General features: G+C 64.2%; 24 protein-coding genes. 9 read left to right on the forward strand and 15 right to left on the reverse strand.

From position 1 onward, the window contains the following. Positions 1 to 104: 104 nt before the first annotated feature. The 3 genes from IVB13_RS06790 to IVB13_RS06800 all read left to right on the forward strand — a co-directional run bounded on the left by IVB13_RS06790 (position 105) and on the right by IVB13_RS06800 (position 3,669). Positions 105 to 572, forward strand: coding sequence for a hypothetical protein (locus IVB13_RS06790; RefSeq protein ID WP_247488072.1), 468 nt, complete (start codon positions 105 to 107; stop codon positions 570 to 572). 140 nt (positions 573 to 712) lie between these two features. Then, positions 713 to 2,938: a PAS domain-containing hybrid sensor histidine kinase/response regulator gene (locus IVB13_RS06795; RefSeq protein ID WP_247488074.1), complete on the forward strand. Its 2,226-nt coding sequence runs from the start codon at positions 713 to 715 to the stop codon at positions 2,936 to 2,938. Positions 2,939 to 3,039: 101 nt separating this feature from the next. Next, positions 3,040 to 3,669, forward strand: a complete 630-nt coding sequence (locus IVB13_RS06800) for a histidine phosphatase family protein (RefSeq protein WP_018459624.1) — start codon at positions 3,040 to 3,042, stop codon at positions 3,667 to 3,669. A gap of 84 nt (positions 3,670 to 3,753) precedes the next feature. On the opposite strand, the gene IVB13_RS06805 is transcribed toward IVB13_RS06800, so the two are convergent. The 8 genes from IVB13_RS06805 to hisB form a co-directional block, all read right to left on the reverse strand. After that, positions 3,754 to 3,993 (reverse strand): hypothetical protein, encoded by a 240-nt coding sequence (locus tag IVB13_RS06805; protein ID WP_018459625.1) that lies wholly within the window; start codon positions 3,991 to 3,993, stop codon positions 3,754 to 3,756. 106 nt (positions 3,994 to 4,099) lie between these two features. After that, positions 4,100 to 5,056 (reverse strand): type I pantothenate kinase, encoded by a 957-nt coding sequence (gene coaA, locus IVB13_RS06810; RefSeq protein ID WP_007598451.1) that lies wholly within the window; start codon positions 5,054 to 5,056, stop codon positions 4,100 to 4,102. Positions 5,057 to 5,076: 20 nt separating this feature from the next. Beyond that, positions 5,077 to 5,403 (reverse strand): phosphoribosyl-ATP diphosphatase, encoded by a 327-nt coding sequence (locus IVB13_RS06815; protein ID WP_007598445.1) that lies wholly within the window; start codon positions 5,401 to 5,403, stop codon positions 5,077 to 5,079. Positions 5,404 to 5,503: 100 nt separating this feature from the next. Further along, positions 5,504 to 6,280 carry an imidazole glycerol phosphate synthase subunit HisF gene (gene hisF / locus IVB13_RS06820; RefSeq protein WP_018459626.1) on the reverse strand — a complete coding sequence of 259 codons (777 nt, stop codon included), beginning with the start codon at positions 6,278 to 6,280 and terminating at the stop codon, positions 5,504 to 5,506. A 10-nt stretch (positions 6,281 to 6,290) separates the two neighbouring features. Next, the gene (gene hisA / locus IVB13_RS06825) at positions 6,291 to 7,037 is read right to left on the reverse strand and encodes a 1-(5-phosphoribosyl)-5-[(5-phosphoribosylamino)methylideneamino]imidazole-4-carboxamide isomerase (protein WP_018459627.1); all 747 of its coding nucleotides are present in this window, start codon (positions 7,035 to 7,037) and stop codon (positions 6,291 to 6,293) included. Continuing rightward, complete coding sequence (gene hisH / locus IVB13_RS06830) at positions 7,025 to 7,675, reverse strand: imidazole glycerol phosphate synthase subunit HisH (protein WP_247488076.1); 651 nt, start codon at positions 7,673 to 7,675, stop codon at positions 7,025 to 7,027. Before hisH ends, hisA begins: the two co-directional genes overlap by 13 nt. Beyond that, entirely contained in the window at positions 7,672 to 8,202 is a 531-nt protein-coding gene (locus IVB13_RS06835) for a DUF2628 domain-containing protein (RefSeq protein WP_018459629.1), read from the reverse strand. Before IVB13_RS06835 ends, hisH begins: the two co-directional genes overlap by 4 nt. A gap of 66 nt (positions 8,203 to 8,268) precedes the next feature. Then, entirely contained in the window at positions 8,269 to 8,862 is a 594-nt protein-coding gene (hisB, locus tag IVB13_RS06840) for an imidazoleglycerol-phosphate dehydratase HisB (RefSeq protein WP_007604059.1), read from the reverse strand. A 189-nt stretch (positions 8,863 to 9,051) separates the two neighbouring features. Between hisB and hslV the strand changes: the two genes are divergently transcribed. Genes hslV through IVB13_RS06865 form a run of 5 tightly spaced genes read left to right on the forward strand, consistent with a single transcriptional unit; the run spans position 9,052 to position 13,226 of the window. Next, positions 9,052 to 9,612, forward strand: coding sequence for an ATP-dependent protease subunit HslV (gene hslV / locus IVB13_RS06845; RefSeq protein WP_018459630.1), 561 nt, complete (start codon positions 9,052 to 9,054; stop codon positions 9,610 to 9,612). Positions 9,613 to 9,615: 3 nt separating this feature from the next. Next, the gene (locus IVB13_RS06850; RefSeq protein ID WP_018459631.1) at positions 9,616 to 10,101 is read left to right on the forward strand and encodes a GNAT family N-acetyltransferase; all 486 of its coding nucleotides are present in this window, start codon (positions 9,616 to 9,618) and stop codon (positions 10,099 to 10,101) included. Beyond that, complete coding sequence (locus IVB13_RS06855; RefSeq protein ID WP_018459632.1) at positions 10,098 to 10,715, forward strand: DUF2585 domain-containing protein; 618 nt, start codon at positions 10,098 to 10,100, stop codon at positions 10,713 to 10,715. The genes IVB13_RS06850 and IVB13_RS06855 overlap by 4 nt, the downstream gene beginning before the upstream one ends. A 53-nt stretch (positions 10,716 to 10,768) precedes the next feature. Next, positions 10,769 to 12,073: an ATP-dependent protease ATPase subunit HslU gene (hslU, locus tag IVB13_RS06860; RefSeq protein WP_018459633.1), complete on the forward strand. Its 1,305-nt coding sequence runs from the start codon at positions 10,769 to 10,771 to the stop codon at positions 12,071 to 12,073. Positions 12,074 to 12,101: 28 nt separating this feature from the next. Next, positions 12,102 to 13,226 (forward strand): hypothetical protein, encoded by a 1,125-nt coding sequence (locus IVB13_RS06865; RefSeq protein ID WP_018459634.1) that lies wholly within the window; start codon positions 12,102 to 12,104, stop codon positions 13,224 to 13,226. On the opposite strand, the gene IVB13_RS06870 is transcribed toward IVB13_RS06865, so the two are convergent. Genes IVB13_RS06870 through IVB13_RS06880 form a run of 3 tightly spaced genes read right to left on the reverse strand, consistent with a single transcriptional unit; the run spans position 13,223 to position 16,006 of the window. Further along, on the reverse strand, positions 13,223 to 13,813 hold the full coding sequence (locus IVB13_RS06870; RefSeq protein ID WP_018459635.1) for a Smr/MutS family protein: 591 nt from the start codon (positions 13,811 to 13,813) through the stop codon (positions 13,223 to 13,225). The genes IVB13_RS06865 and IVB13_RS06870 overlap by 4 nt on opposite strands. Continuing rightward, positions 13,810 to 15,333: an MltA domain-containing protein gene (locus IVB13_RS06875; protein ID WP_018459636.1), complete on the reverse strand. Its 1,524-nt coding sequence runs from the start codon at positions 15,331 to 15,333 to the stop codon at positions 13,810 to 13,812. Before IVB13_RS06875 ends, IVB13_RS06870 begins: the two co-directional genes overlap by 4 nt. Further along, positions 15,311 to 16,006 carry a Tim44/TimA family putative adaptor protein gene (locus IVB13_RS06880; protein WP_007604067.1) on the reverse strand — a complete coding sequence of 232 codons (696 nt, stop codon included), beginning with the start codon at positions 16,004 to 16,006 and terminating at the stop codon, positions 15,311 to 15,313. Before IVB13_RS06880 ends, IVB13_RS06875 begins: the two co-directional genes overlap by 23 nt. A 415-nt stretch (positions 16,007 to 16,421) precedes the next feature. Here IVB13_RS06880 and secB point away from each other — a divergent pair, with 415 nt between their 5' ends. Further along, on the forward strand, positions 16,422 to 16,904 hold the full coding sequence (gene secB / locus IVB13_RS06885) for a protein-export chaperone SecB (RefSeq protein WP_007598595.1): 483 nt from the start codon (positions 16,422 to 16,424) through the stop codon (positions 16,902 to 16,904). On the opposite strand, the gene dnaQ is transcribed toward secB, so the two are convergent. The 4 genes from dnaQ to IVB13_RS06905 are packed head-to-tail and all read right to left on the reverse strand — an operon-like array spanning position 16,901 to position 19,735. Continuing rightward, positions 16,901 to 17,617 carry a DNA polymerase III subunit epsilon gene (dnaQ, locus tag IVB13_RS06890; protein WP_018459637.1) on the reverse strand — a complete coding sequence of 239 codons (717 nt, stop codon included), beginning with the start codon at positions 17,615 to 17,617 and terminating at the stop codon, positions 16,901 to 16,903. The two genes, secB and dnaQ, sit on opposite strands and share 4 nt — an antisense overlap. A 28-nt stretch (positions 17,618 to 17,645) precedes the next feature. Beyond that, positions 17,646 to 18,245, reverse strand: a complete 600-nt coding sequence (gene coaE / locus IVB13_RS06895) for a dephospho-CoA kinase (protein WP_085349243.1) — start codon at positions 18,243 to 18,245, stop codon at positions 17,646 to 17,648. Between the two features lie 23 nt (positions 18,246 to 18,268). Further along, positions 18,269 to 18,877 (reverse strand): Maf family nucleotide pyrophosphatase, encoded by a 609-nt coding sequence (locus tag IVB13_RS06900; RefSeq protein ID WP_247295824.1) that lies wholly within the window; start codon positions 18,875 to 18,877, stop codon positions 18,269 to 18,271. Between the two features lie 18 nt (positions 18,878 to 18,895). Continuing rightward, positions 18,896 to 19,735 carry a pyruvate, water dikinase regulatory protein gene (locus IVB13_RS06905; RefSeq protein ID WP_018459640.1) on the reverse strand — a complete coding sequence of 280 codons (840 nt, stop codon included), beginning with the start codon at positions 19,733 to 19,735 and terminating at the stop codon, positions 18,896 to 18,898. Positions 19,736 to 19,931 lie beyond the last annotated feature (196 nt).

The raw sequence follows: 19,931 nt of genomic DNA on the forward strand, positions 1-19,931 counted from the left end.
ATCCCCGGATACCGGCATCAACCCGGCGGTAACGAGTTTCCTTTACGCTCTGCAAACCATAAGGCCCATCAGTTCCCCGTACCGGGCCCGGCGAGTAGCGCGTCATGTTGCGTTTCAAGATCCTGGCGTCGGTTGTTCCCCTGTTGGCGGCCGCGGTGTTTGCCCGAAGCGAGATCGGATCGGTCTCGCATCCCTGCATCGCCCTCGGCGACACCTCGGTCGAGCTGACGTCGCTGTTCTGGACCGCCGGCGTGCATGTCGCCTTCACCGATGATCCCGCGCGCGCCACGGTGCGGGTTCAGATCACCGAGGATGCGGACGCGGCCGACTTCGCCGTCGTCGAGGACGGCCTCGGCTCGGAATCGGAGTCCTGCCAGGCCAACCCCTCGACTCGCCTGATCTCGATTGCCGCGCAGCCCGTCGACGGCGGTCAGGTGATCTATCTCTCCACCGAGGGGCCGGCGGATTACCGTGTCTATGTGCGCTCGAAAACCTTCTCGCAGCGCGAGGCGGCGGCGCTGATCGTCGGCGCCCGCGGCGGCCACCGCCGTCTCCAGGCCGCCTCGCTTTGAGCCGCGTCGCTTTGCGCCGTTAACGCCTCGTCAACCCTGTTTGGAGGCGGTCGCAGGGCCTCAAACTGTTCGCAAGGTCGGCGGCACATCGTCGTTTACAGCGAGCGTAGCGTTTTAAGAAAACAGTCGGGTCGGTGGCGATGGGTCGGACGTTCCGGATCAAGGTGCGCATGCGCCGCTTCAGGCGACAGCACCCCCGAATCGCCTTTGCGATCCGCTCCTTCATGATCTTCTCGGCGACCTTCGGCGGCGCCTATGGGTTTGTCTCCGGCAGCCGGTCCGAGACGTCCGGCTACGATCCCAATGCATTTGCGATCGGCGTCAGCTTCCTGTTCGCGCTCGCCTGCCTCGGCCTCGCCACGCTCAGCATGCGCCTGCGCTTCGTCAACAAGCGGATGCGGGCGCTGGCTGCCCACAACGAAACGCTGATCGACCGCAATTGGGAGCTGAAGGAAGCGGAAGAACGCGCCCGCAGCCTGTTCGAACAGCAGGGCGATCTGATCGTGCTGCGCGACACAAATGGCTGCATCACCTTCGCCAACGACGCCTATTGCGCGCTTGCCGGACAGGCGCGCGGCGCGCTGGTCGGCACGCGCTTTGATTTCGCCATGCTGGAGCAGGGCGACAGCGCCCGCGAGAGCAACGGCACGCGCATTCACGACCAGAAGATCACAACCCCGCTCGGCGCGCGCTGGATCGCCTGGCGCGAAGGCTATGTTCGCCTCGACGCCGGCCAGCCCGCCGAATTGCAGAGCGTCGGACGCGACGTCACCGACCGCACCGAGACCGAGCGCGCGCTGTCCGACGCCCGCGATCAGGCCGACGCCGCCAACCGGGCCAAATCGCGCTTCCTGGCGATGGCGTCGCACGAGATCCGCACGCCGCTGAACGGCATCATCGGTATGGGCGGGCTGCTGCTCGACACCACGCTGACGCCTGAGCAGTCGACCTACGCCAAGGCCGTGAAGACCTCCGGCGAAGCGCTGATGGCGCTGATCGAGGAGTTGCTCGACTATTCCAAGATCGAAGCCGGCAAGCTCGATCTCGAGCAGCGTCCCTTTTCGCTCTCGGCCCTGATCGAGGACATCACCGAGCTGCTCGCGCCGCGCGCGCAGGCGAAGCAGCTCGAGATCGCCGCCTATGTCGACGAGCGGCTGCCGCTCGAAGTGGTCGGCGACGCCGCGCGGCTGCGCCAGGTGCTGCTCAACCTCGCCGGCAACGCCATCAAGTTCACTGCGAGCGGCGGCGTCGCGCTGATCGTCGAGCTCGGCATCTGGCCGAACGAGATCAGTTTTCTGGTGCGCGACACCGGCATCGGCATCGCAGCCGACGCGCAACAGCGCATCTTCCGCGAATTCGAGCAGGCCGACGAACGCGTCGCCCGCACCTATGGCGGCACCGGCCTCGGTCTCGCCATCAGCGAGCGCATCGTCAAGCGCATGGGCGGCCGCATCACGCTCACGAGCGAGCCGGGCAAGGGTTCGACCTTCGAGGTCGCGATTCCGCTCGCGCCAGCGCACGCTGGCGCAGAACAGACGGCGTTCCCCGTCCCCGATCTCACCGGCAAGTCGATCCTGCTGATCGCCGACGGCATCGAGGCCTCCTTGATCGCGCGCCGGCTGGAGCGCTGGGGCGGCCAGACCTGCATGGTGACGGACGTCGCGGTGGCGGAAGCGCTGCTGCCGGAACGCTCATGGCATTCGGTCCTGATCGATCGCGCGCTCGGCGCTGCCACCGCCGACCGCCTCGGCGAAGCCGCACGCAGTCATGCGACGCAACGCCTCGTGCTGCTGACGTCCGGCTCGCGCCACGAGAAACTTTCGCCGGCCTTCACGGGCTTCCTGGTGAAGCCGCTGCGCGCGGCCTCGCTCGCCGCACGCCTCACGCTACCCCCGGAGGTCGCCTCGCCCGATCTCGCGCCGGAGCCCTCGGCCCCATCCACCGCCGCGGTACCGGCGAAAGGCCTGTCGGTTCTCGTCGCCGAGGACAACGAGATCAACGCGCTGTTGATGCGCTCGCTGCTGACGAAACTCGGCCACCGCGTCGTCATCGCGATCAATGGCGAGGCCGCGCTGGAATCCTGGCTCGGCGCGGCATCGGCCGGCACGCCCTATGATCTCGTGCTGATGGACATCCAGATGCCGCAGCTTGACGGCATCGAAACGACAAAGCGAATCCGTGCGCATGAGGCAGCTAGAGGCGGCCATCACACGCCGATCCTCGCGCTCACCGCCAATACGCTGGTGGAAGATCGCTACGCCTGCTTTGAAGCGGGCATGAACGGGTTTCTGATCAAGCCGCTCGATCGCGAGAAGCTGGAAGAGGCGCTGGCCGGACTGGCGGCGGCGCGGCAGCTCGCGGTTTGATTCGGATTTCATAGGAACCTGATCTCGGCCGGTAATCGACAATTGAAATCGACCGCGTCGCACGTCACCATCCTCTGGGGCATTTAAACAGAGGATTTCGCATGAACGTGCTTTGCCGCCTCGCTTTCGTGATCCTTCTCTGTGGTTCCACTCAAGCCGCCGCGGCCGATAGCTCGCAACTGATCGCCTCGCTCAAGCAAGGCGGCTACGTGCTGGTGTTTCGCCACACCGCTACCGACGACAGCCAAAAGGATGTCTACCCTTTCAAATTCGACGACATGAGCGCCCAGCGTCAGCTCAGTGAAAAGGGCCGGGACATGGCGCGCCAGATCGGGACGGCCATCAAGGAACTCGCGATCCCGATCGGCGACGTCTACACCAGCCGGCTGAACCGCGCGATCGAGGCCGGCAGACTGATCTCCGGCCGCGAGATCAAGCCGGTCGACGCATTGACGGACAGCAGTAACGCGAGTGCGTCGGGCATGGCAAATCCGACCGGTGCAAATGCAAAGGCGGGCCAGGCCGTGCGGCAGTTCGTCGATGCGCCGCCCAAGGCCGGCACAAACACCTTCCTGGTCACCCACAAGACCAACATCGCCGATGCCTTCGGCAAGGAGGCCGGGGACGTGCAGGAAGGTGAAGCCTTCGTCTACAAGGCCGGCGGCTCGGGTCCCGCAACCTTTGCAGGACGCATCAAGCCTGCGGATTGGATCGCGAAGGCAGGCAAGTGAGCCACCTGCCGGCGACGCACGTCAGCTTGGGTGCGGAGCAGGCCGGGAGCCCGGCATCACTGCGCGCTCCGACGGGATGAACCGTTATGCGGCATAAGCCATAAACCGCGGCGCAGACAGCTTGTCATGCGGCGCCTGGCCTCCCCTGAACATGGTGTCTACCTGGGCGGCGCGCTTGCAATGCGGACACACGAAGAGATGCGCGATGATCGGGGTCGGCTCGTCCGCGAGCAGTTCGGAGCGGAACCACTTCATCTCGATATGGCAGTCCGGGCAGGTCGGTGCTTCGAGATGCTCGGCGGCGCTTCTGAGACGATCAACCATGGGGCCCGTTTGCGTTTCCGAAAGCCATAACCAAATACCCCTCGCCGGTCTGCAACAAAAGATACTCAGCCCGAAATTTGACAAAGGGCGCCGTCCATCAAGGCTGCTACAGCCGCCTGAGCGCCACGCTCGCCACCGTGTGATCGGCGCCCTTCTTCAGGATCAGGGTCGCGCGGGGACGAGTCGGCAGGATGTTGTCCTCGAGATTTGCGAGGTTGGTGCGTTCCCAGATCGCGATCGCGGTGGCGGTGGCTTCCTCGTCCGACAACAGCGCGTAGCGATTGAAGTAGGATTTTGGATTGGTGAACGCGGTGTCGCGCAGCGACAGGAAGCGCCTGATGTACCACTGCCGCAGCGCCGCCTCGTCCGCGTCGATATAGACCGAGAAATCGAAGAAGTCGGACACCACGGGCACGGCCTTGCCGTCACGCGGCAGCTTGCCGGTCTGCAGCACGTTGACGCCCTCGACGATCAGGATGTCGGGCTGGTCGATCTCGGCCCACTGGTTCGGCACGATGTCGTAGGTCAAATGCGAATAGACCGGCGCGCGCACATGGCGGCGGCCGGCCTTGATGTCGGAGAGGAAGCTGAGCAGCAGCGGCAGGTCGTAGCTCTCCGGAAAGCCCTTCTTCTGCATGATGCCCTGCCGCTCCAGCACGGCGTTGGGATACAGAAATCCGTCGGTGGTGATCAGCTCGACCTTGGGACGCGGCGACCAGCGCGCCAGCAGCGCCTGAAGCACGCGGGCCGTGGTGGATTTTCCAACCGCGACCGAACCGGCGACGCCGATGATGTAGGGCATCTTGCGGTCGCGGATGTTGAGGAACTGGCGCTCCGCGTAATAAAGCCGCTGCATCGCATCGACATAAATCGACAGCAGGCGCGACAGCGGCAGGTAGATGTCCTCGACCTCCTGCAAATCGAGGCGGTCGTGCAGCGAGCGTAGCCGGTCGAACTCGCCCGGCTCCAGCGTCATCGGCGTGTCGTCGCGCAGTCGCGACCACTCCTCGCGCGTATAGACGCGGTACGGATTATACTGCTGCTCGGGTGCGCGGATATCCATGACGCGACTCTCCACCTCGGCTAGCTGCCGCCCTTACGCGACGCCTTTTCTTCCAACCCTGACATATTGGTCCGCTTGTCCAATGCGGCCTCGACCTCTTCCAGCTTTACGCCGCGGGCCTTGAGCAGCACAAGGAAATGATAGAGCAGGTCGGCGCCTTCGGCGATCAGATGCGCGCGATCGTTTTCGACTGCTGCGATTACGGTTTCGACTGCCTCCTCACCGAACTTTTTGGCGCAATGTTCGGCGCCCTTGTCGAGGAGCTTGCGGGTATAGGACGCCTCGCCACCCGCTGCCGCGCGGGCGTCGATGGTCTCGGCCAGATCGTGGATGGTGAAACGCGGCATACAAATACTCGGAAAACGCGCCTTGGCCGATGATTGGCCGGTTTCTGACGGGATAAGCCGGTTCCCGCCGATGATTTAGCATTTTTAGGAACGGGAGTCGTCAGGCATCGAGGCGCATGGGCAGCCCGCGCCGGGACATGTGCTCCTTGGCTTCGCGGATGGTGAATTCCCCGAAATGGAAGATCGAGGCGGCCAGCACGGCGGTGGCGTGGCCGTCGCGAATACCGTCGACGAGGTGATCGAGATTGCCGACGCCGCCCGAGGCGATCACAGGAACGGGAATGCTGTCGGCGATCGCCCGGGTCAGCGGGATGTCAAAACCCTGCCGCGTGCCGTCGCGGTCCATCGAGGTGAGCAGGATTTCACCGGCACCGAGCGAGACCACTTCCTGGGCATATTCGATGGCATCGATGCCGGTCGAGTTGCGGCCGCCATGCGTGAATATCTCCCAGCGCTCTCCGCCACCGGCGCGCTTGACCCGCTTGGCGTCGATCGCGACCACCACGCACTGCCCGCCGAATTTCTCGGCGGCTTCCTTGACGAACTCGCGCCGCGACACCGCGGCGCTGTTGATCGAGACCTTGTCCGCACCGGCGCGCAGCAGGGTCTTGATGTCGTTCACCTCACGCACGCCGCCGCCGACGGTGAGGGGCATGAAGCAGGCTTCCGCGGTGCGCTGGACCACGTCCAGCATGATGCCGCGATTCTCATGGGTCGCGGTGATGTCGAGAAACGTAAGTTCGTCCGCGCCGGCGGCGTCATAGGCGATCGCCGCTTCGACGGGGTCACCGGCATCGCGCAAATCGACGAAGTTGACGCCCTTGACGACCCGGCCGTCCTTGACGTCGAGGCAGGGGATCACGCGCACCTTGAACATCGGAGGTCTCCTAGGCAGCGCCTGCGTTACGGATCAGGGCGAGGGCGGACGCAGGATCGAGCCGGCCGTCATAGAGCGCGCGGCCGGCGATCGCGCCGGCGAGTTTTTTCGCGCGCGGCGTCAGCATCGCCTTGACGTCCTCGATCGAGGCGAGGCCGCCGGAGGCGATCACGGGAATCGAGATCGCATCCGCCAGCGCAATGGTCGCATCGAGATTCAAGCCTTTGAGCAGGCCGTCGCGCGCGATGTCGGTGAAGATGATGGCGGCAACGCCGGCATCCTCGAAACGCCGTGCGATCTCCAGCACCGTCACCTGCGAGGTCTCGGCCCAGCCTTCGACCGCGACCTTGCCGCCACGTGCATCGAGCCCGACCGCGACGCGGCCGGGGAATTTCCTGGCGGCAGCCTTCACCAATTCGGGGTCGCGCACCGCGGCGGTGCCGATGATGACGCGGGTGATGCCCTTTTCGAGCCAGGCTTCGACAGTCGCGAGATCGCGAATGCCGCCACCGAGCTGCACCGGAATCGTGATCGTCTTCAGCATCGCCTCGACGGCCTGCGCGTTCACAGGCTTCCCGGCAAACGCGCCGTCGAGGTCGACGACGTGGAGATACTCAAAGCCTTGCGCGACGAAGCTCGCCGCCTGCGCAGCGGGATTGAGGTTGAACACGGTCGCGCGCGCCATGTCGCCCTGTTCGAGGCGCACGCATTGGCCGTTCTTGAGGTCGATCGCGGGAAAGAGAATCACGGTTTCCATCGCAAAAAATTCGAGATCAGGGCGAGGCCGAAGCGCTGGCTCTTCTCGGGGTGAAACTGCGTCCCGATCGCGGTGTCCTTGCCGACGATCGCGGTGACGGGCCCGCCGTAATCGGCGCGCGCGAGCACGTCCGCCTCGTTGGTGGCGTTGAGGTGGTAGGAGTGCACGAAATAAGCGTGCTGGCCCTTGGGGCCGAGCGGCAGCCTGTCCAGCACCGGATGCTCGCGCAGCACATCGAGCGTATTCCATCCCATGTGCGGGATCTTCAGCCTCTCGTCGTTCGGCGTGATCTTCTCGACGTCGCCGCCCATCCAGTTCAGCCCTTGCGTGATCACATGCTCCTTGCCGCGGGTGGCGAACAGCTGCATGCCGACGCAGATGCCGAACATCGGCCGCGCCTTGACGCGCACCGCTTCGGTGATCGCCTCGACCATGCCGTTGACGGCATCGAGCCCGCGCCGGCAATCAGCGAAGGCACCGACGCCCGGCAGTACCAGACGGTCGGCGCTGTAGGCCTGGTCTGGATCGCTGGTGACGAACACCTTTTGCGGGTTGTCCATGCCGCGCGCGGCGCGCTCGAACGCCTTGGCGGCCGAATGCAGATTGCCGGAACCGTAATCGATGATGGCGACGCTCATCTTGACCCTCCCGGTTCTGGAAACAAACCAATGATGCCACCTGCCGGCATTGGCGGCGGGTTGGAGAATTGCTGACCCGGCACGTTGCGGGTCGGCGGCGGGCCACCGCGATCGACGGCCCATTGATCGTTGACGATGCCGCGCTGCTTCTGGCTCCAGCGCTCGAAGAAGCGGCGCTCGGCGGTGTCCTCGTCGTCGGAAATCACCACGTCGAGCTGTCGCCATTTACCGCGCGAGAGCGTCCAGCGGCGCAGGCTGGAGGCCTCGAATCCCATCAGCAGCGCGACGATGATGTCGGCGAAAAAGATCGACGAACGGCCGACACCGAGGCTGGACAGCCCGACGTTGAAGGCGGCAACGAAGATCACCCAGCCGATCAGCGCCAGCCACAGCCGATTCCACAGCAGCCAGAGCGGTCCGAAGATCATCGCCCAGAAATGGAAGCCGTCGCGCACGAAGACGAACTTGTCGGTCGCGCGCAGATCGGATCCTGCGGGGGAGGGAGCATGAACTGTGTAGACGGACATGGCGATGCCCCGTTCCCTAGGAATTCAGTGATACCGCAAACGGCGCGGGCCGCGGGCCGAAAGATGTCAGCCGCCGAGCGAGCCCTTGGTGGACGGGATTTCGCCCACCGCCTTCGGATCGATCGCGACGGCGGTGCGCAGCGCCCGTGCCAGACCCTTGAAGCAGGACTCGGCGATATGGTGGCTGTTATCGCCATATAGGGTCTCGACGTGAAGAGTCACGCCGGCGTTCATGGCGAAGGCCTGGAACCACTCGCGCACCAATTCGGTGTCGAACTCGCCGATCTTGTCGCGGGGGAAGTCGACCTTGAACACCAGGACCGGGCGGCCCGAGATGTCGATGACCACGCGTGACAGCGTCTCGTCCATGGGCATGTGCACGCCGGCATAGCGGGTGATGCCCGCCATGTTGCCGAGCGCCTGCTTGACGGCCTGGCCGAGCGCGATGCCGGTGTCTTCGGTGGTATGGTGATGATCGATGTGCAAATCGCCGACCGCCTTGACCGTGAGGTCAATGCGGGAATGGCGGGCGAGGAGATCGAGCATATGGTCGAAAAAGCCGATGCCGGTCGCGATATTGGACACGCCGGAGCCATCGAGGTTCACGGTGACCTCGATGTCGGTTTCCTTGGTCTTGCGCTTGATCGTCGCGGTGCGCATCAAAACACGCTTCCATCCTAGTTCGGGCCGAAAACGCCGGTCTTTTAACAGCCAAATGACGCCTTCGCTACTGCGGCAACGGCTGGCCGGGCCTCTACTTCTGCCTATGGTGAGCAAATTGGGCCCGGAGCGGCCCGTTGTGCCCCCGCTCCCGACCGCCTAAATCAGCCCGGTCAACGAGGATCATTCATGCAGGACTCCCCAAACAGCTCGCCGGGCTGGCACGGCACCACGATTTTGACGGTCCGCAAGGGCGGCAAGGTGGTGGTCGGCGGCGACGGCCAGGTCTCGATCGGCCAGACCGTGATCAAGCACAACGCCAGGAAGGTCCGGAAACTCGGCAAGGGCGACGTCATCGGCGGCTTTGCCGGCGCCACCGCCGACGCCTTCACGCTGTTCGAGCGTCTGGAAGCCAAACTCGAGCAATATCCGGGGCAATTGACCCGGGCCGCCGTCGAGCTCGCCAAGGACTGGCGCACCGACCGTTATTTGCGGCGGCTGGAGGCCATGATGATCGTCGCCGACAAGGACGTCTCCCTGGTGCTGACAGGCACCGGCGACGTGTTGGAGCCCGAAGCCGGCGTCATGGCGATCGGCTCCGGCGGGAATTACGCGCTGGCGGCCGCCCGCGCCCTACTGGACACCGACAAGGACGCCGAGACCATCGTCCGCCGCTCCCTCGACATCGCCGCCGATATCTGCGTCTACACCAACCGCAATGTGACCATCGAAGCGCTGTCGGCCGGGTAGGCCATGGCCCTCGCCTACACCTTCCGCCCGATGACCGCGGCCGTTCTGCCGCTGATTCGGCGATGGCTGGGCGAAGCGCATGTGCGGGAATGGTGGGGCGATCCGGACGAGCAGTTCGCGCTCGTGAGCGGCGATCTCGGCGAGCCGGCAATGGACCAGTTCATCGTGTTGGCCGAAGGCAAGCCGTTCGGCTATCTTCAATGCTACCGCCTGACCGCCTGGAATACGGGTGTTGGGCCGCAACCGGAGGCCACCCGTGGCATCGATCAGTTCATCGGCGAAAGCGACATGATCGCGCGCGGGCACGGTTCGGCATTCATCCGGCAATTCGCCGACGCGCAGTTGCGGCAGGGCCTGCCGCGCATCGTCACTGATCCTGATCCGCTCAACGCGCGCGCCGTGCGCGCCTATGAGAAGGCCGGCTTTGTCCGCGACCGCATGGTCGAGACGCCCGACGGGCCCGCACTCCTGATGGTGCGCGAGCCATGACGCTGGCAACCACGCATGAGAGCAAGGCCGCGTTTCCGCCGCTCGCCTGGGTCGGCATCGCGCTGCTGCTGCTGGCGATGCAGGCCTCGATCCTGCTTGCGATGGGCCGGGTGCCGATCTGCACCTGCGGCTATGTCAAGCTGTGGCATGGCGTGGTGAACAGCTCGGAGAATTCGCAGCACATCGCCGACTGGTACACCTTCTCGCACATCCTGCACGGCTTCCTGTTTTACGGGCTGACCTGGCTGCTGTTCGCGCGGCTGCCGTTCGTGTCTCTGTCCTGGCCCGCCCGCCTGATCATCGCCATTCTGATCGAAGGTGCCTGGGAGATCGTCGAGAACTCGCCCTTCATCATCGAACGCTACCGCGCCGGCACGATCTCGCTGGATTATTTCGGCGACAGCATCGTCAATTCGATCTCTGACAATTTGTCCATGATGCTGGGCTTCCTCGTAGCGCGCCTGCTGCCTGTATCAGTGACCATCCTGCTTGGGCTCGCCTTCGAAATCATGCTGGCGCTGCATATTCGCGACAATCTGACGCTCAATATCCTGATGCTGATCCATCCGATCGAGGCCGTGAAACTATGGCAATCGGGTCCGCCGATCATCTGACGGCCAAAAAAAGCGGCTTGTCCCGCCCCGCATCTGATCCTAGCTAAGGTCCCATGACAGACTTCTCCCCCCGCGAAATCGTTTCCGAACTCGACCGTTTCATCGTCGGCCAGGCCGATGCCAAGCGCGCCGTCTCGATCGCGCTGCGCAACCGCTGGCGGCGGCAGCAGCTCGAAGGCTCCTTGCGCGAAGAGGTGCTGCCGAAGAACATCCTGATGATCGGCCCGACCGGGGTCGGCAAGACCGAGATCGCGCGGCGGCTCGCCAAGCTTGCCAACGCGCCGTTCCTGAAGGTCGAGGCGACGAAATTCACCGAGGTCGGCTATGTCGGCCGCGACGTCGAGCAGATCGTGCGCGATCTCGTCGAGGTCGCGATTTCTCAGGTCCGCGAGCGCAAGCGCAAAGACGTGCAGGCACGTGCGCAGCTCGCCGCTGAGGAGCGCGTACTTGATGCCCTGGTCGGCGCCAATTCCAGCGCCGCGACGCGGGACTCCTTCCGCAAGAAGCTGCGCGCGGGCGAGCTCAACGACAAGGAAATCGAGATCGAGACGCAAGGCGGCGGCAGCGGCTTTCCGATGTTCGAGATCCCGGGCATGCCTGGCGCGCAGATGGGCGCGGTTTCGATCGGCGACATCTTCGGCAAGCTCGGCGGACGCAGCAAGACGCGGCGGCTGACGGTGGAGAGCTCGCACGAGATCCTCATCAACGAGGAATCCGACAAGCTGCTCGACAGCGATCAGTTGACGATGGAGGCGATCAGTGCGGTCGAGAACAACGGCATCGTGTTCCTGGACGAGATCGACAAGATCTGCGCCCGCGAAGGCCGCGCCGGCGGCGACGTCTCGCGCGAGGGCGTGCAGCGCGACCTGCTGCCGCTGATCGAGGGCACCACCGTCTCGACCAAGCACGGCGCGGTGAAGACCGACCACATCCTGTTCATTGCCTCAGGCGCCTTCCACGTCGCAAAACCGTCCGATTTGCTGCCGGAATTGCAGGGCCGCCTGCCGATCCGCGTCGAGCTGCAGGCGCTGACCCGTGACGACATGCGCCGCATCCTGACCGAGCCGGAGGCTTCGCTGATCAAGCAATATGTCGCGCTGATGCAGACCGAAGGCGTCACGCTCGACATCACCGACAACGCCATCGACGCGCTTGCGGACGTCGCGGTGGCCGTGAATTCCACCGTCGAGAACATCGGCGCGCGGCGGCTGCAGACCGTGATGGAGCGGGTGCTGGACGAGATCTCCTTCACCGCCCCAGATCGCAGCGGCGAGACCGTCAGGGTCGACGCCGATTTCGTGCAGAAGCACGTCGGCGACCTCGCCAAGAACGCGGATTTGAGCCGGTTCATTTTGTAATTCCGGACGGTCGCGCTATGGATGCGGCGTGACCGCACGCTTCCTGCAAAACCCCTGGCGCCTGCTGCTCGCGATCAACGCGGCAATCATCGTTGGCGTCTTCGTTCACAAGATCCAGCTGCCGCCTTACGTCCCCTACATCCACCTCCTCGTCGATTACCATTTTGGCTTCATCAAGCGCGCGCTGATCGGGACGATCGTCGCGCTGTTCACCGACAAGGTGCCGCTATGGCTGGTGTTCGCGCTCGGCGGCGCTACATGGCTGGTGACGCTCGGGCTGTACGCAAGACTATTCCAGACAACGTTCGGCTTCACCGCGAAGACATTGCCGACGTTCGTCTTCATCGCGGGCTCGCCGTTCTTCCTCAAGAACTTCATGCACACGCTCGGCCATTTCGACATCTATGGCTGCGCGCTGGCGATCGTCCTGCTGCTGGTGCCGGCCGGCTCGCTGCTGTTCGTGGCGCTGGCTGCGCTGTTCTCGATCGTTCTCGTCCTGATCCACCACATCCATCTCTTGATGTATGTGCCGACCATCATCACCATCGTCGTGATCAGGCATTATCTAGCGCATGGCTGCGATCGCACCAATGTCGCGTTCGGCATCATGGCCCTGCTGGCCGTCTCCGCGCTGTTCTTCGCCGCGCAGTTTTGGGGAACGATGCCGGTCCCGGAGGCGGATTTCGTCGCCGATCTGAAGAGCCGGATGGCCGATCCGTCGCGGACCGACCTGCTGCAGTTTGCCTACATCTGGTATCAGCCGTTGGCGAAGGAGATTTCCGACACCTGGGGCCGCCTGCCGCACAACATCCTCGGCGTGCCCGTGTTCGCGCTGCTGATCTGGCTGCACACACCGCTGTGGCGCTATTTTGCGAATTTGATCGGCGCGCTCGCAAGCGACACGCATCGCCGCCTCGTCATTGCGGCGCTGATCGGCGTCAGCCTCGCCTATGTCGTGATGTTCGCGATGGTATTCGACTATTCGCGCTGGATCTCGAACTGGGCAGTCTGCATGTTCCTGATCCTGCACGCGGTGAAGATGCTGCCCGCCGCACGCGAGACGCCGCTGATTTCGGCGGAAGATCAGACGACAAATATCTTCGGCCTGATTGTCACATTGATCCCGCGCGTCGGAATCGTGCGGCCGTTCTAATATCTCGCCCGCCTGATCCGCACGTAGAGCGCGCCCTCGCCGCCATGGCCGATACCGGCCTCTTCGAATCCGACGACGAAGGCCCGGAATTCCGGCAGGCTCAGCCATTCCGGCACCTGACGGCGCAGCACGCCGCTTTCGCCGCCGCTTCGGCCCTTGCCGGTGATGACCAGCACGAAGGTCAGGCCGTCATGATGGGCGCGGTGCAGGAAGCCGCTCAGCGCGCGGTGGGCACGCATCTGGGTCATGCCGTGCAGATCGAGCCGCGCCTCGATCTCGCTGCGCCCGCGCGACAGCTTTGTGCGCTCGCGCTTGCCGAGCGGCGCCAGCGGCGGCACCGCCGGCTTCGCTGCGCGCGGTGCCGGGGCAGCGGCAATCGGACGTGGCGACGGCGCAATCCGGGGGGCGGGCGCTGCAGGCGAAGACTCGGTGCGTGGTGCAGCTTGCGCCTTCGCCGCACGATGCTTTCTCAGCGGCTTGACCTGCTTTGCGACCGTATCCCACAGCGCGCGCTCTTCCTCACTCAGCGCGCGACGGCGCGGCGAGGGACGAGGCTCCAGCACGGGCGGACGGGACGATCGCTTCATTGTTGCCGATGGGAGCGATTTTTCACCGGCCGCCGCGGCTCCTGAACTGGCTCGATCACGGGACGCGGCACCGGCAGCGGGACTGGACCGGCGACAGCGACCGTCTCGCTCTTGCTTTGCAGCTCGGCAGGCGGCTTGTCCTTCGCAGGCTCCGTTTGCGGAAACAGCTTTGCGATCTTCTCCGAGGGCCGCGGGTCCGGCACCGGGAGCCGCGCGCCGCGCGTTGTGGGATCGAGGCTCTTCGGCACCAGCATCACGAAATGCATGGCATGGCGCAGCCGTCCGGAGACCCGGCCGGCATCCTGACCCGCGCCGAAATAGAGATCGGCGCGCGCCGGACCGATGATGGCCGAGCCCGTGTCCTGCGCGATCATCAAGCGATGGAACGGCGTCTTCGCGCGTTCGGAATCGATCGGCAGCTCGCCTTCGATGAAAAACGGGGTGCCGTAGACGTGGAGCGATTTGTCGACCGCGATCGAGCGGCCGGCCGTCAACGGAATGCCTTGCGCGCCGACCGCCTCCTCCTTGTCGGATAGATTGACCTCGCGAAAGAAGATGTAGGAGCGGTTCTGGCGGCGCAGCTCCTTGGCACCGTCAGGGGTCTGCGCCATCCACTCCCTGATCTTCTGCATCGACATCTCTTCCTTTGGAATGATGCCGCGCTCGATCAGGATGCGACCGACCGCCGTATAGGGATAGCCGTTATAGGCGTCGTAGTTGAGCCGGACCGTGCCGCCGTCGTCGAACTTGATCCGCGCCGAACCCTGGATCTGGGCGAACAGCAGATCGGTCGGGTCCTTCAGCCAGGCAATCTCGAGTCCGCGGCCGGCGATCTTGCCGTCCTCGATCTCGGCGCGGTCGTAATAAGGCACGAGCTTGCGGCGGCCGATCTTGCGATAGACCGGGCCCTTGTTGGGCAGGCTGACCGAATCCTGCTTGTAACCGCGCACAAAGAGATTCGAGGGGCGGCGATAGACCGGGACATTGTAGACGTCGGTCTGCGTGCGCGATCCCTCCAGCACCGGTTCGTAATAGCCGGTGACGAAACCATCGGGCTCGCCGAGGCGCGAGATCCGCAGCGGCGCAAAATTCTCCTCGAAGAAGGTTTTGGCCCGAGCGTCGTCGGTAAGCTCGAGCGATTTGGCGACCCGGCAGGGTTCGCCCAGCGAGGCGCCCAAAGCCTTCGGTTCGGGAGCGCCGGTCTGCGCGTTGATCGGACGGCAGCTCGCGCGAAAGGTCTTGTAGGCGGCGAGATGATTGTCGTCGCCCCAGCCCTTCACGTCGGCCCAGGCCAGCGGCAGATATTGGGCGCCGGGAATTTCGAGCGGCAGGGGAAGCTGCGGATATGGCAAGGCGCGCGGCGGCGCGGCAGGCAATTCCGGGAGATGATGGTGATGGCTGCGATAGTGGCGCCGCGCCGCCTCAGCGCCGAGTGAAAACGACGACAGCGCGACGGCACCTGCGCAAAGCGCCGTCGCGCTGGTCTTCAGGAAAACCTTAATTCGCGCTTCCGGTGCCAACCAGCTTCCAGTTCGGATCGCGAGAAGTGATGTCGCGGGCGAAAGTCCAGATGTCGGTGATGTCGGCGACCGTGTCGGCGCTTCCGTCGACGATGTTGCCGGCCTTGTCCCGGGTGGCCGAGATCATCTGCGAGACGAAGCGGATCGTGAGCTGGGCGGTGCGGTCGCGCAGTTCGGCGCCGACGAGCTCGGCCTTGTCGATCGAGACAAAACGCGTCTCGGTCTTCTGCTCGTTCTTCTCGCGCTCCTTGATCGCGGCATCGAAGCTTTCATAGACCTCCGACGACAGCAGGTCGCGCAGCGCGCGGCGGTCGCCATTGGCAAAGGCCAGCACGATCATCTCATAGGCGCCGCGGGCGCCGGAGATGAAATGCCGCGGATCGAAGGTGGAATCCTTTTCGACGATGGCGTCGAGACCCTGGGCGAGCACGGTGCCCGGCTCGGTCAGGCCCTTCCAACGGTCGGAGGGCGGGGTCGGCTCGGCCGTCGGCGCCAAGGGAGCCTGGTCGATGACCTTGCCCGGCATGGTGACGACGTTCTTGTCCTGGGCGCCCTGGAGCGCGTTGCGGTCGAACGGCGGCCGCTCGTTGCCCGTGCGCTGCCCCAGCACGCTGCGCAGCCTCAGAAAGATGAAGACCGCCAGCGCCAGGAAGATGATGGTGTAGATGTCCACGTCGTATTCGCTTTCTGGTCGTCTGTAGAAGGGGCCGTCTCGAAAGGATCGTGCCGGGAAAATCGATCCGGCCAGTAGACCGTTCCATACCGGAACGGCAAGTCTACATCACCATTTTGGGTCCGCGCGTCAGGTCCGTGGGATGTAGGCACGAAATCTTGCCCGGCCAATGGCGCCTTTTGGCACAGCACCGAGTGTAGCGCGTTTTATGCTTAAGGGGAAACCCGATCCTGCCCGGAAATCGCGCATCTTCAATCGTTTAAGGCGCAGTTGCGCTGGATCGCCGGGGTGAACGCCACAGTTGTGGGCGTGGCCGGAATTCCCCATCCGGGACCGTTCGTCCTTGTGGAACGAGGTAGCCCTATGTTAGCCAACCGCCGCGAAATTCAGCCCAATCGGGTAAGGAGACACTCTTATGACCAACGGTAACGGCACCCCTCCCGAGGCGGCCCAGGCTCCCCAGCTCAACGTCCTGGCGCAATATACCAAGGACCTCTCGTTCGAAAATCCGAATGCGCCCAGCTCGCTCCAGCAGCAGAGCCAGCCGCCCCAGATCAACATCCAGATCAATGTCAGCGCCAACAATCTCAGCGAACAGGAGTTCGAGGTGACGCTGTCGGTCGAGGGCAAGGCCGAGACCGCCGGCAAGATCATGTTCTCGTTCGAGCTCGCTTATGCCGGCGTCTTCCGCATCTCCAACGTGCCGAAGGACAATTTGCATCCGCTGGTCATGATCGAATGCCCGCGCCTGCTGTTCCCGTTTGCCCGTGAGATCATCGCCACTGCCGTGCGCGACGGCGGGTTCCCGCCTTTGATGCTGGATCCGGTCGACTTCGTCGGCCTCTATCGCCAGAACATGGAGCGGCAAATGGCCGCTCAGCCGAGCGGCCAGGCTTAACCAGCCAAAGGGGCGGCTGGAGCGGGCAAGAACTCGTTCCAGATCGCCTTGTCGCCGAGCGTTGCGATGAAGGCCCGGTGGGCCTCGCGCTCGGCGTCCGAAATGCGCGGGGTGAGCGGCGCCGGCCGTTGCCGCCGAGGCGCATCGGCAGCCCCATTGGCGCGAGTCTCTTCGGATTCCGAAGCAAGCAGCAGCTGCGACTGCCGCGCCCCGACCAGATCCACATAGACTTCCGCAAGCAGCTCGGCGTCGAGCAATGCGCCGTGCTTGGTGCGGCGTGAATTGTCGATCGCATAGCGTGAGCAGAGATCGTCGAGCCGGTTCGACACGCCGGGATGCTTGCGCCGAGCCAGCAGCAGCGTATCGACCAGCCGCTCGCGCGGGATCGCCGGGCGCTTGATCCGGTCGAGCTCGGCATTGATGAAGCTGATGTCGAACGAGGCATTGTGGATCACCAGCGGCGCGTCGCCGATGAACTCCAGAAAATCGTCGACGACCTCGTGAAACAGCTGCTTCGTCGCCAGGAATTCGGCCGACAGCCCGTGCACCGCAAAGGCTTCTGCCGGCATGTCCCTTTCGGGATTGATGTAGACGTGGAAACTCTGCCCCGTCGGCATGCGATTGAGCATCTCGACGCAGCCGATTTCGACCAGGCGATCTCCCCGCAACGGGTCAAGGCCGGTGGTTTCTGTGTCGAGAACGATTTCGCGCATGATCTGGGAAGCCGTGTCAGGCGGCGAATCAGGCGCGCCGCTGCGGCATCTTAACGACGTCGGCGAGGATGTGCGCGATTTGGGCGCGCACCGGTTCGAGTCCGTGGGATGTATCCACCACGAAATCGGCACGCCTGCGCTTTTCCGCATCGGGTGTCTGCTTGGCGATGATGGCGTCGAGCTTGGCCTCGTCCATCGTGCCGCGCGCCAGCACCCGCTCGCGCTGCAGTTCCGGAGACGTGGTGACGACGACTACGGCATCGACCCGCGTCTCGCCACCCGTCTCGAACAGCAGCGGTATGTCCAGCACCACGACCGGCGCGTTGGCGGCTTCGGCGTCGGCGAAGAACTTTTTCCGGGAAGCGCCGAGCATCGGATGGACGATCTGCTCGAGCTGCTTGATGGCCGCAGGATCGTGCACCACACGCGCCGAGAGTTTTGGCCGATCAACCTTGCCGTTCGCGGTAGTGCCGGGGAAGGCGGCCTCGATCGCGGGTGCGGCCTCGCCCTCATAGAGCTGATGGACGGCCGCATCGGCATCGTAGACAGGCACGCCAGCCTCCGCGAACAATTTCGCGGTGGTGGATTTGCCCATCCCGATCGAGCCGGTCAGTCCCAGGATCCGCATCAGCGCCCAACCATATCTGCCAGTCACACCGCAACTAGCCGCTCGCGCCGCAGGAACGCAAGCAGCGGCAGCAGCGGCAAGCCGAGAATGGTGAAGTGGTCGCCCTCGATACGCTCGAACAAATGGATCCCCAGGCTTTCGAGCTGATAGCCGCCGACGCTGGTGCTGACGGCGCCGCCGGCGATGTCGAGATAGGCCGAAAGCTCGGCCTCGGTCATCTGCCGCATCGTGAGGCAGGCAACCGAGACGTCCTCGAAGATGATCTCGCCATCGCGTGCGATCGCCACGGCGGAATTCAGCTCATGGCTATGGCCGGAGAGATCGCGCAGCTGCGCCAGCGCCTGGGCGCGGCCCGCTGGCTTGTTGAAGAGGCGATCGCCAAGCGCCAGCGTTTGATCAGCACCAATGACGGTGCTTCCAACGTGATGGGCCGAGACTGCCTTGGCTTTTTCGCGCGCCAGCAGCAGGGCAATCTCGCGCGGACCAGAAAGCCCGGAGGCGGCCTGGATGCCGCGCTCGTCGATATCAGCCGTGATCGCCTTGAACTCGAGCCCGGCATTCGCCAGGAGCATCTTTCTCGCGCTGCTCTGCGAGGCCAGGATCAACGAAGATTTGCCGAGCCAGAGACCCATCGCGAAACTATCCCAAAGCTATTCAGAAGGCCGGTTACGCTGACGATCGCTGTAAAGTTTCATGATCGCCGCGGCGGTTTCCTCGATCGAGCGCCGCGTGACGTCGAGCAGCGGCCAATCGTGCTTGGCGCTCAGCTTGCGGGCAAATGCGACCTCCTCGGCGACCGATTGCTTGTCGGTATAAGTGTCGCTGCTGGAATCGGCCCCCATGGAGAGCAGGCGGTTCGTGCGCACCTGGATCAATCGTTCCGGCGTCGCATGCAAGCTCACCACCAGCGGTCGCGTCAACGTCTCCAGTTGCGAGGGCACCGGAATGCCTGGAACCAGCGGCACGTTGGCAGTGCGGATGCCTCGGTTGGCAAGGTAGATCGACGTCGGGGTCTTGGAGGTGCGGGAAACGCCGACGAGCACCACGTCCGCGTCGTCGAGCCCTTCGACATGCTGGCCGTCATCGTGGATCATCGTGTAGTTCAACGCGTCGATACGCTTGAAGTATTCGGCATTGAGCACGTGCTGGGCGCCGACCCGGCCGGTCGTGGCAGCTCCGAGATAGGCCTCGAACAACTGCATCACCGGCCCGATGATCGACAGGCTCGGAACATTGATCCCCTTGCACTTATCCTCGAGCCTCGAAACCAGATCCTTCTCGAGCAGCGTGAACAGCACGATTCCCGGCGCTTCCTCGATCTCGTCGAGCACGCGATCGAGCTGTTTCTGGCTGCGCACCAGCGGATAGACGTGCTCGACCGGGGTCACGTTGGCGTACTGGGCGGCAACGGCGCGCGCGACCGTGATCAGCGTCTCACCGGTGGAGTCGGAGACGAGGTGCAGATGGAAATAATTGTTCGAAGTCGGCACAAAAGCCCTTTGTATGGAGTCGGTGTGGTTTGTGGATTTCTGTGGAGCTTAACCTCCCGGAAAGGGATGTGCGACACCGGGGGCGGGACAACGGCGGATTTTCTTCACACCGCTGCCCCTGAGAACAACTTCGACGCCCTCCCGAAAGGGAAACGGGATTGCGTCGATAACCCTCTTGATAAGCTGCCGACAGAAA

This window comes from Bradyrhizobium sp. 17 (genome assembly GCF_023073515.1).
GTDB classification, from domain to species: Bacteria; Pseudomonadota; Alphaproteobacteria; order Rhizobiales; family Xanthobacteraceae; genus Bradyrhizobium; species Bradyrhizobium canariense_D.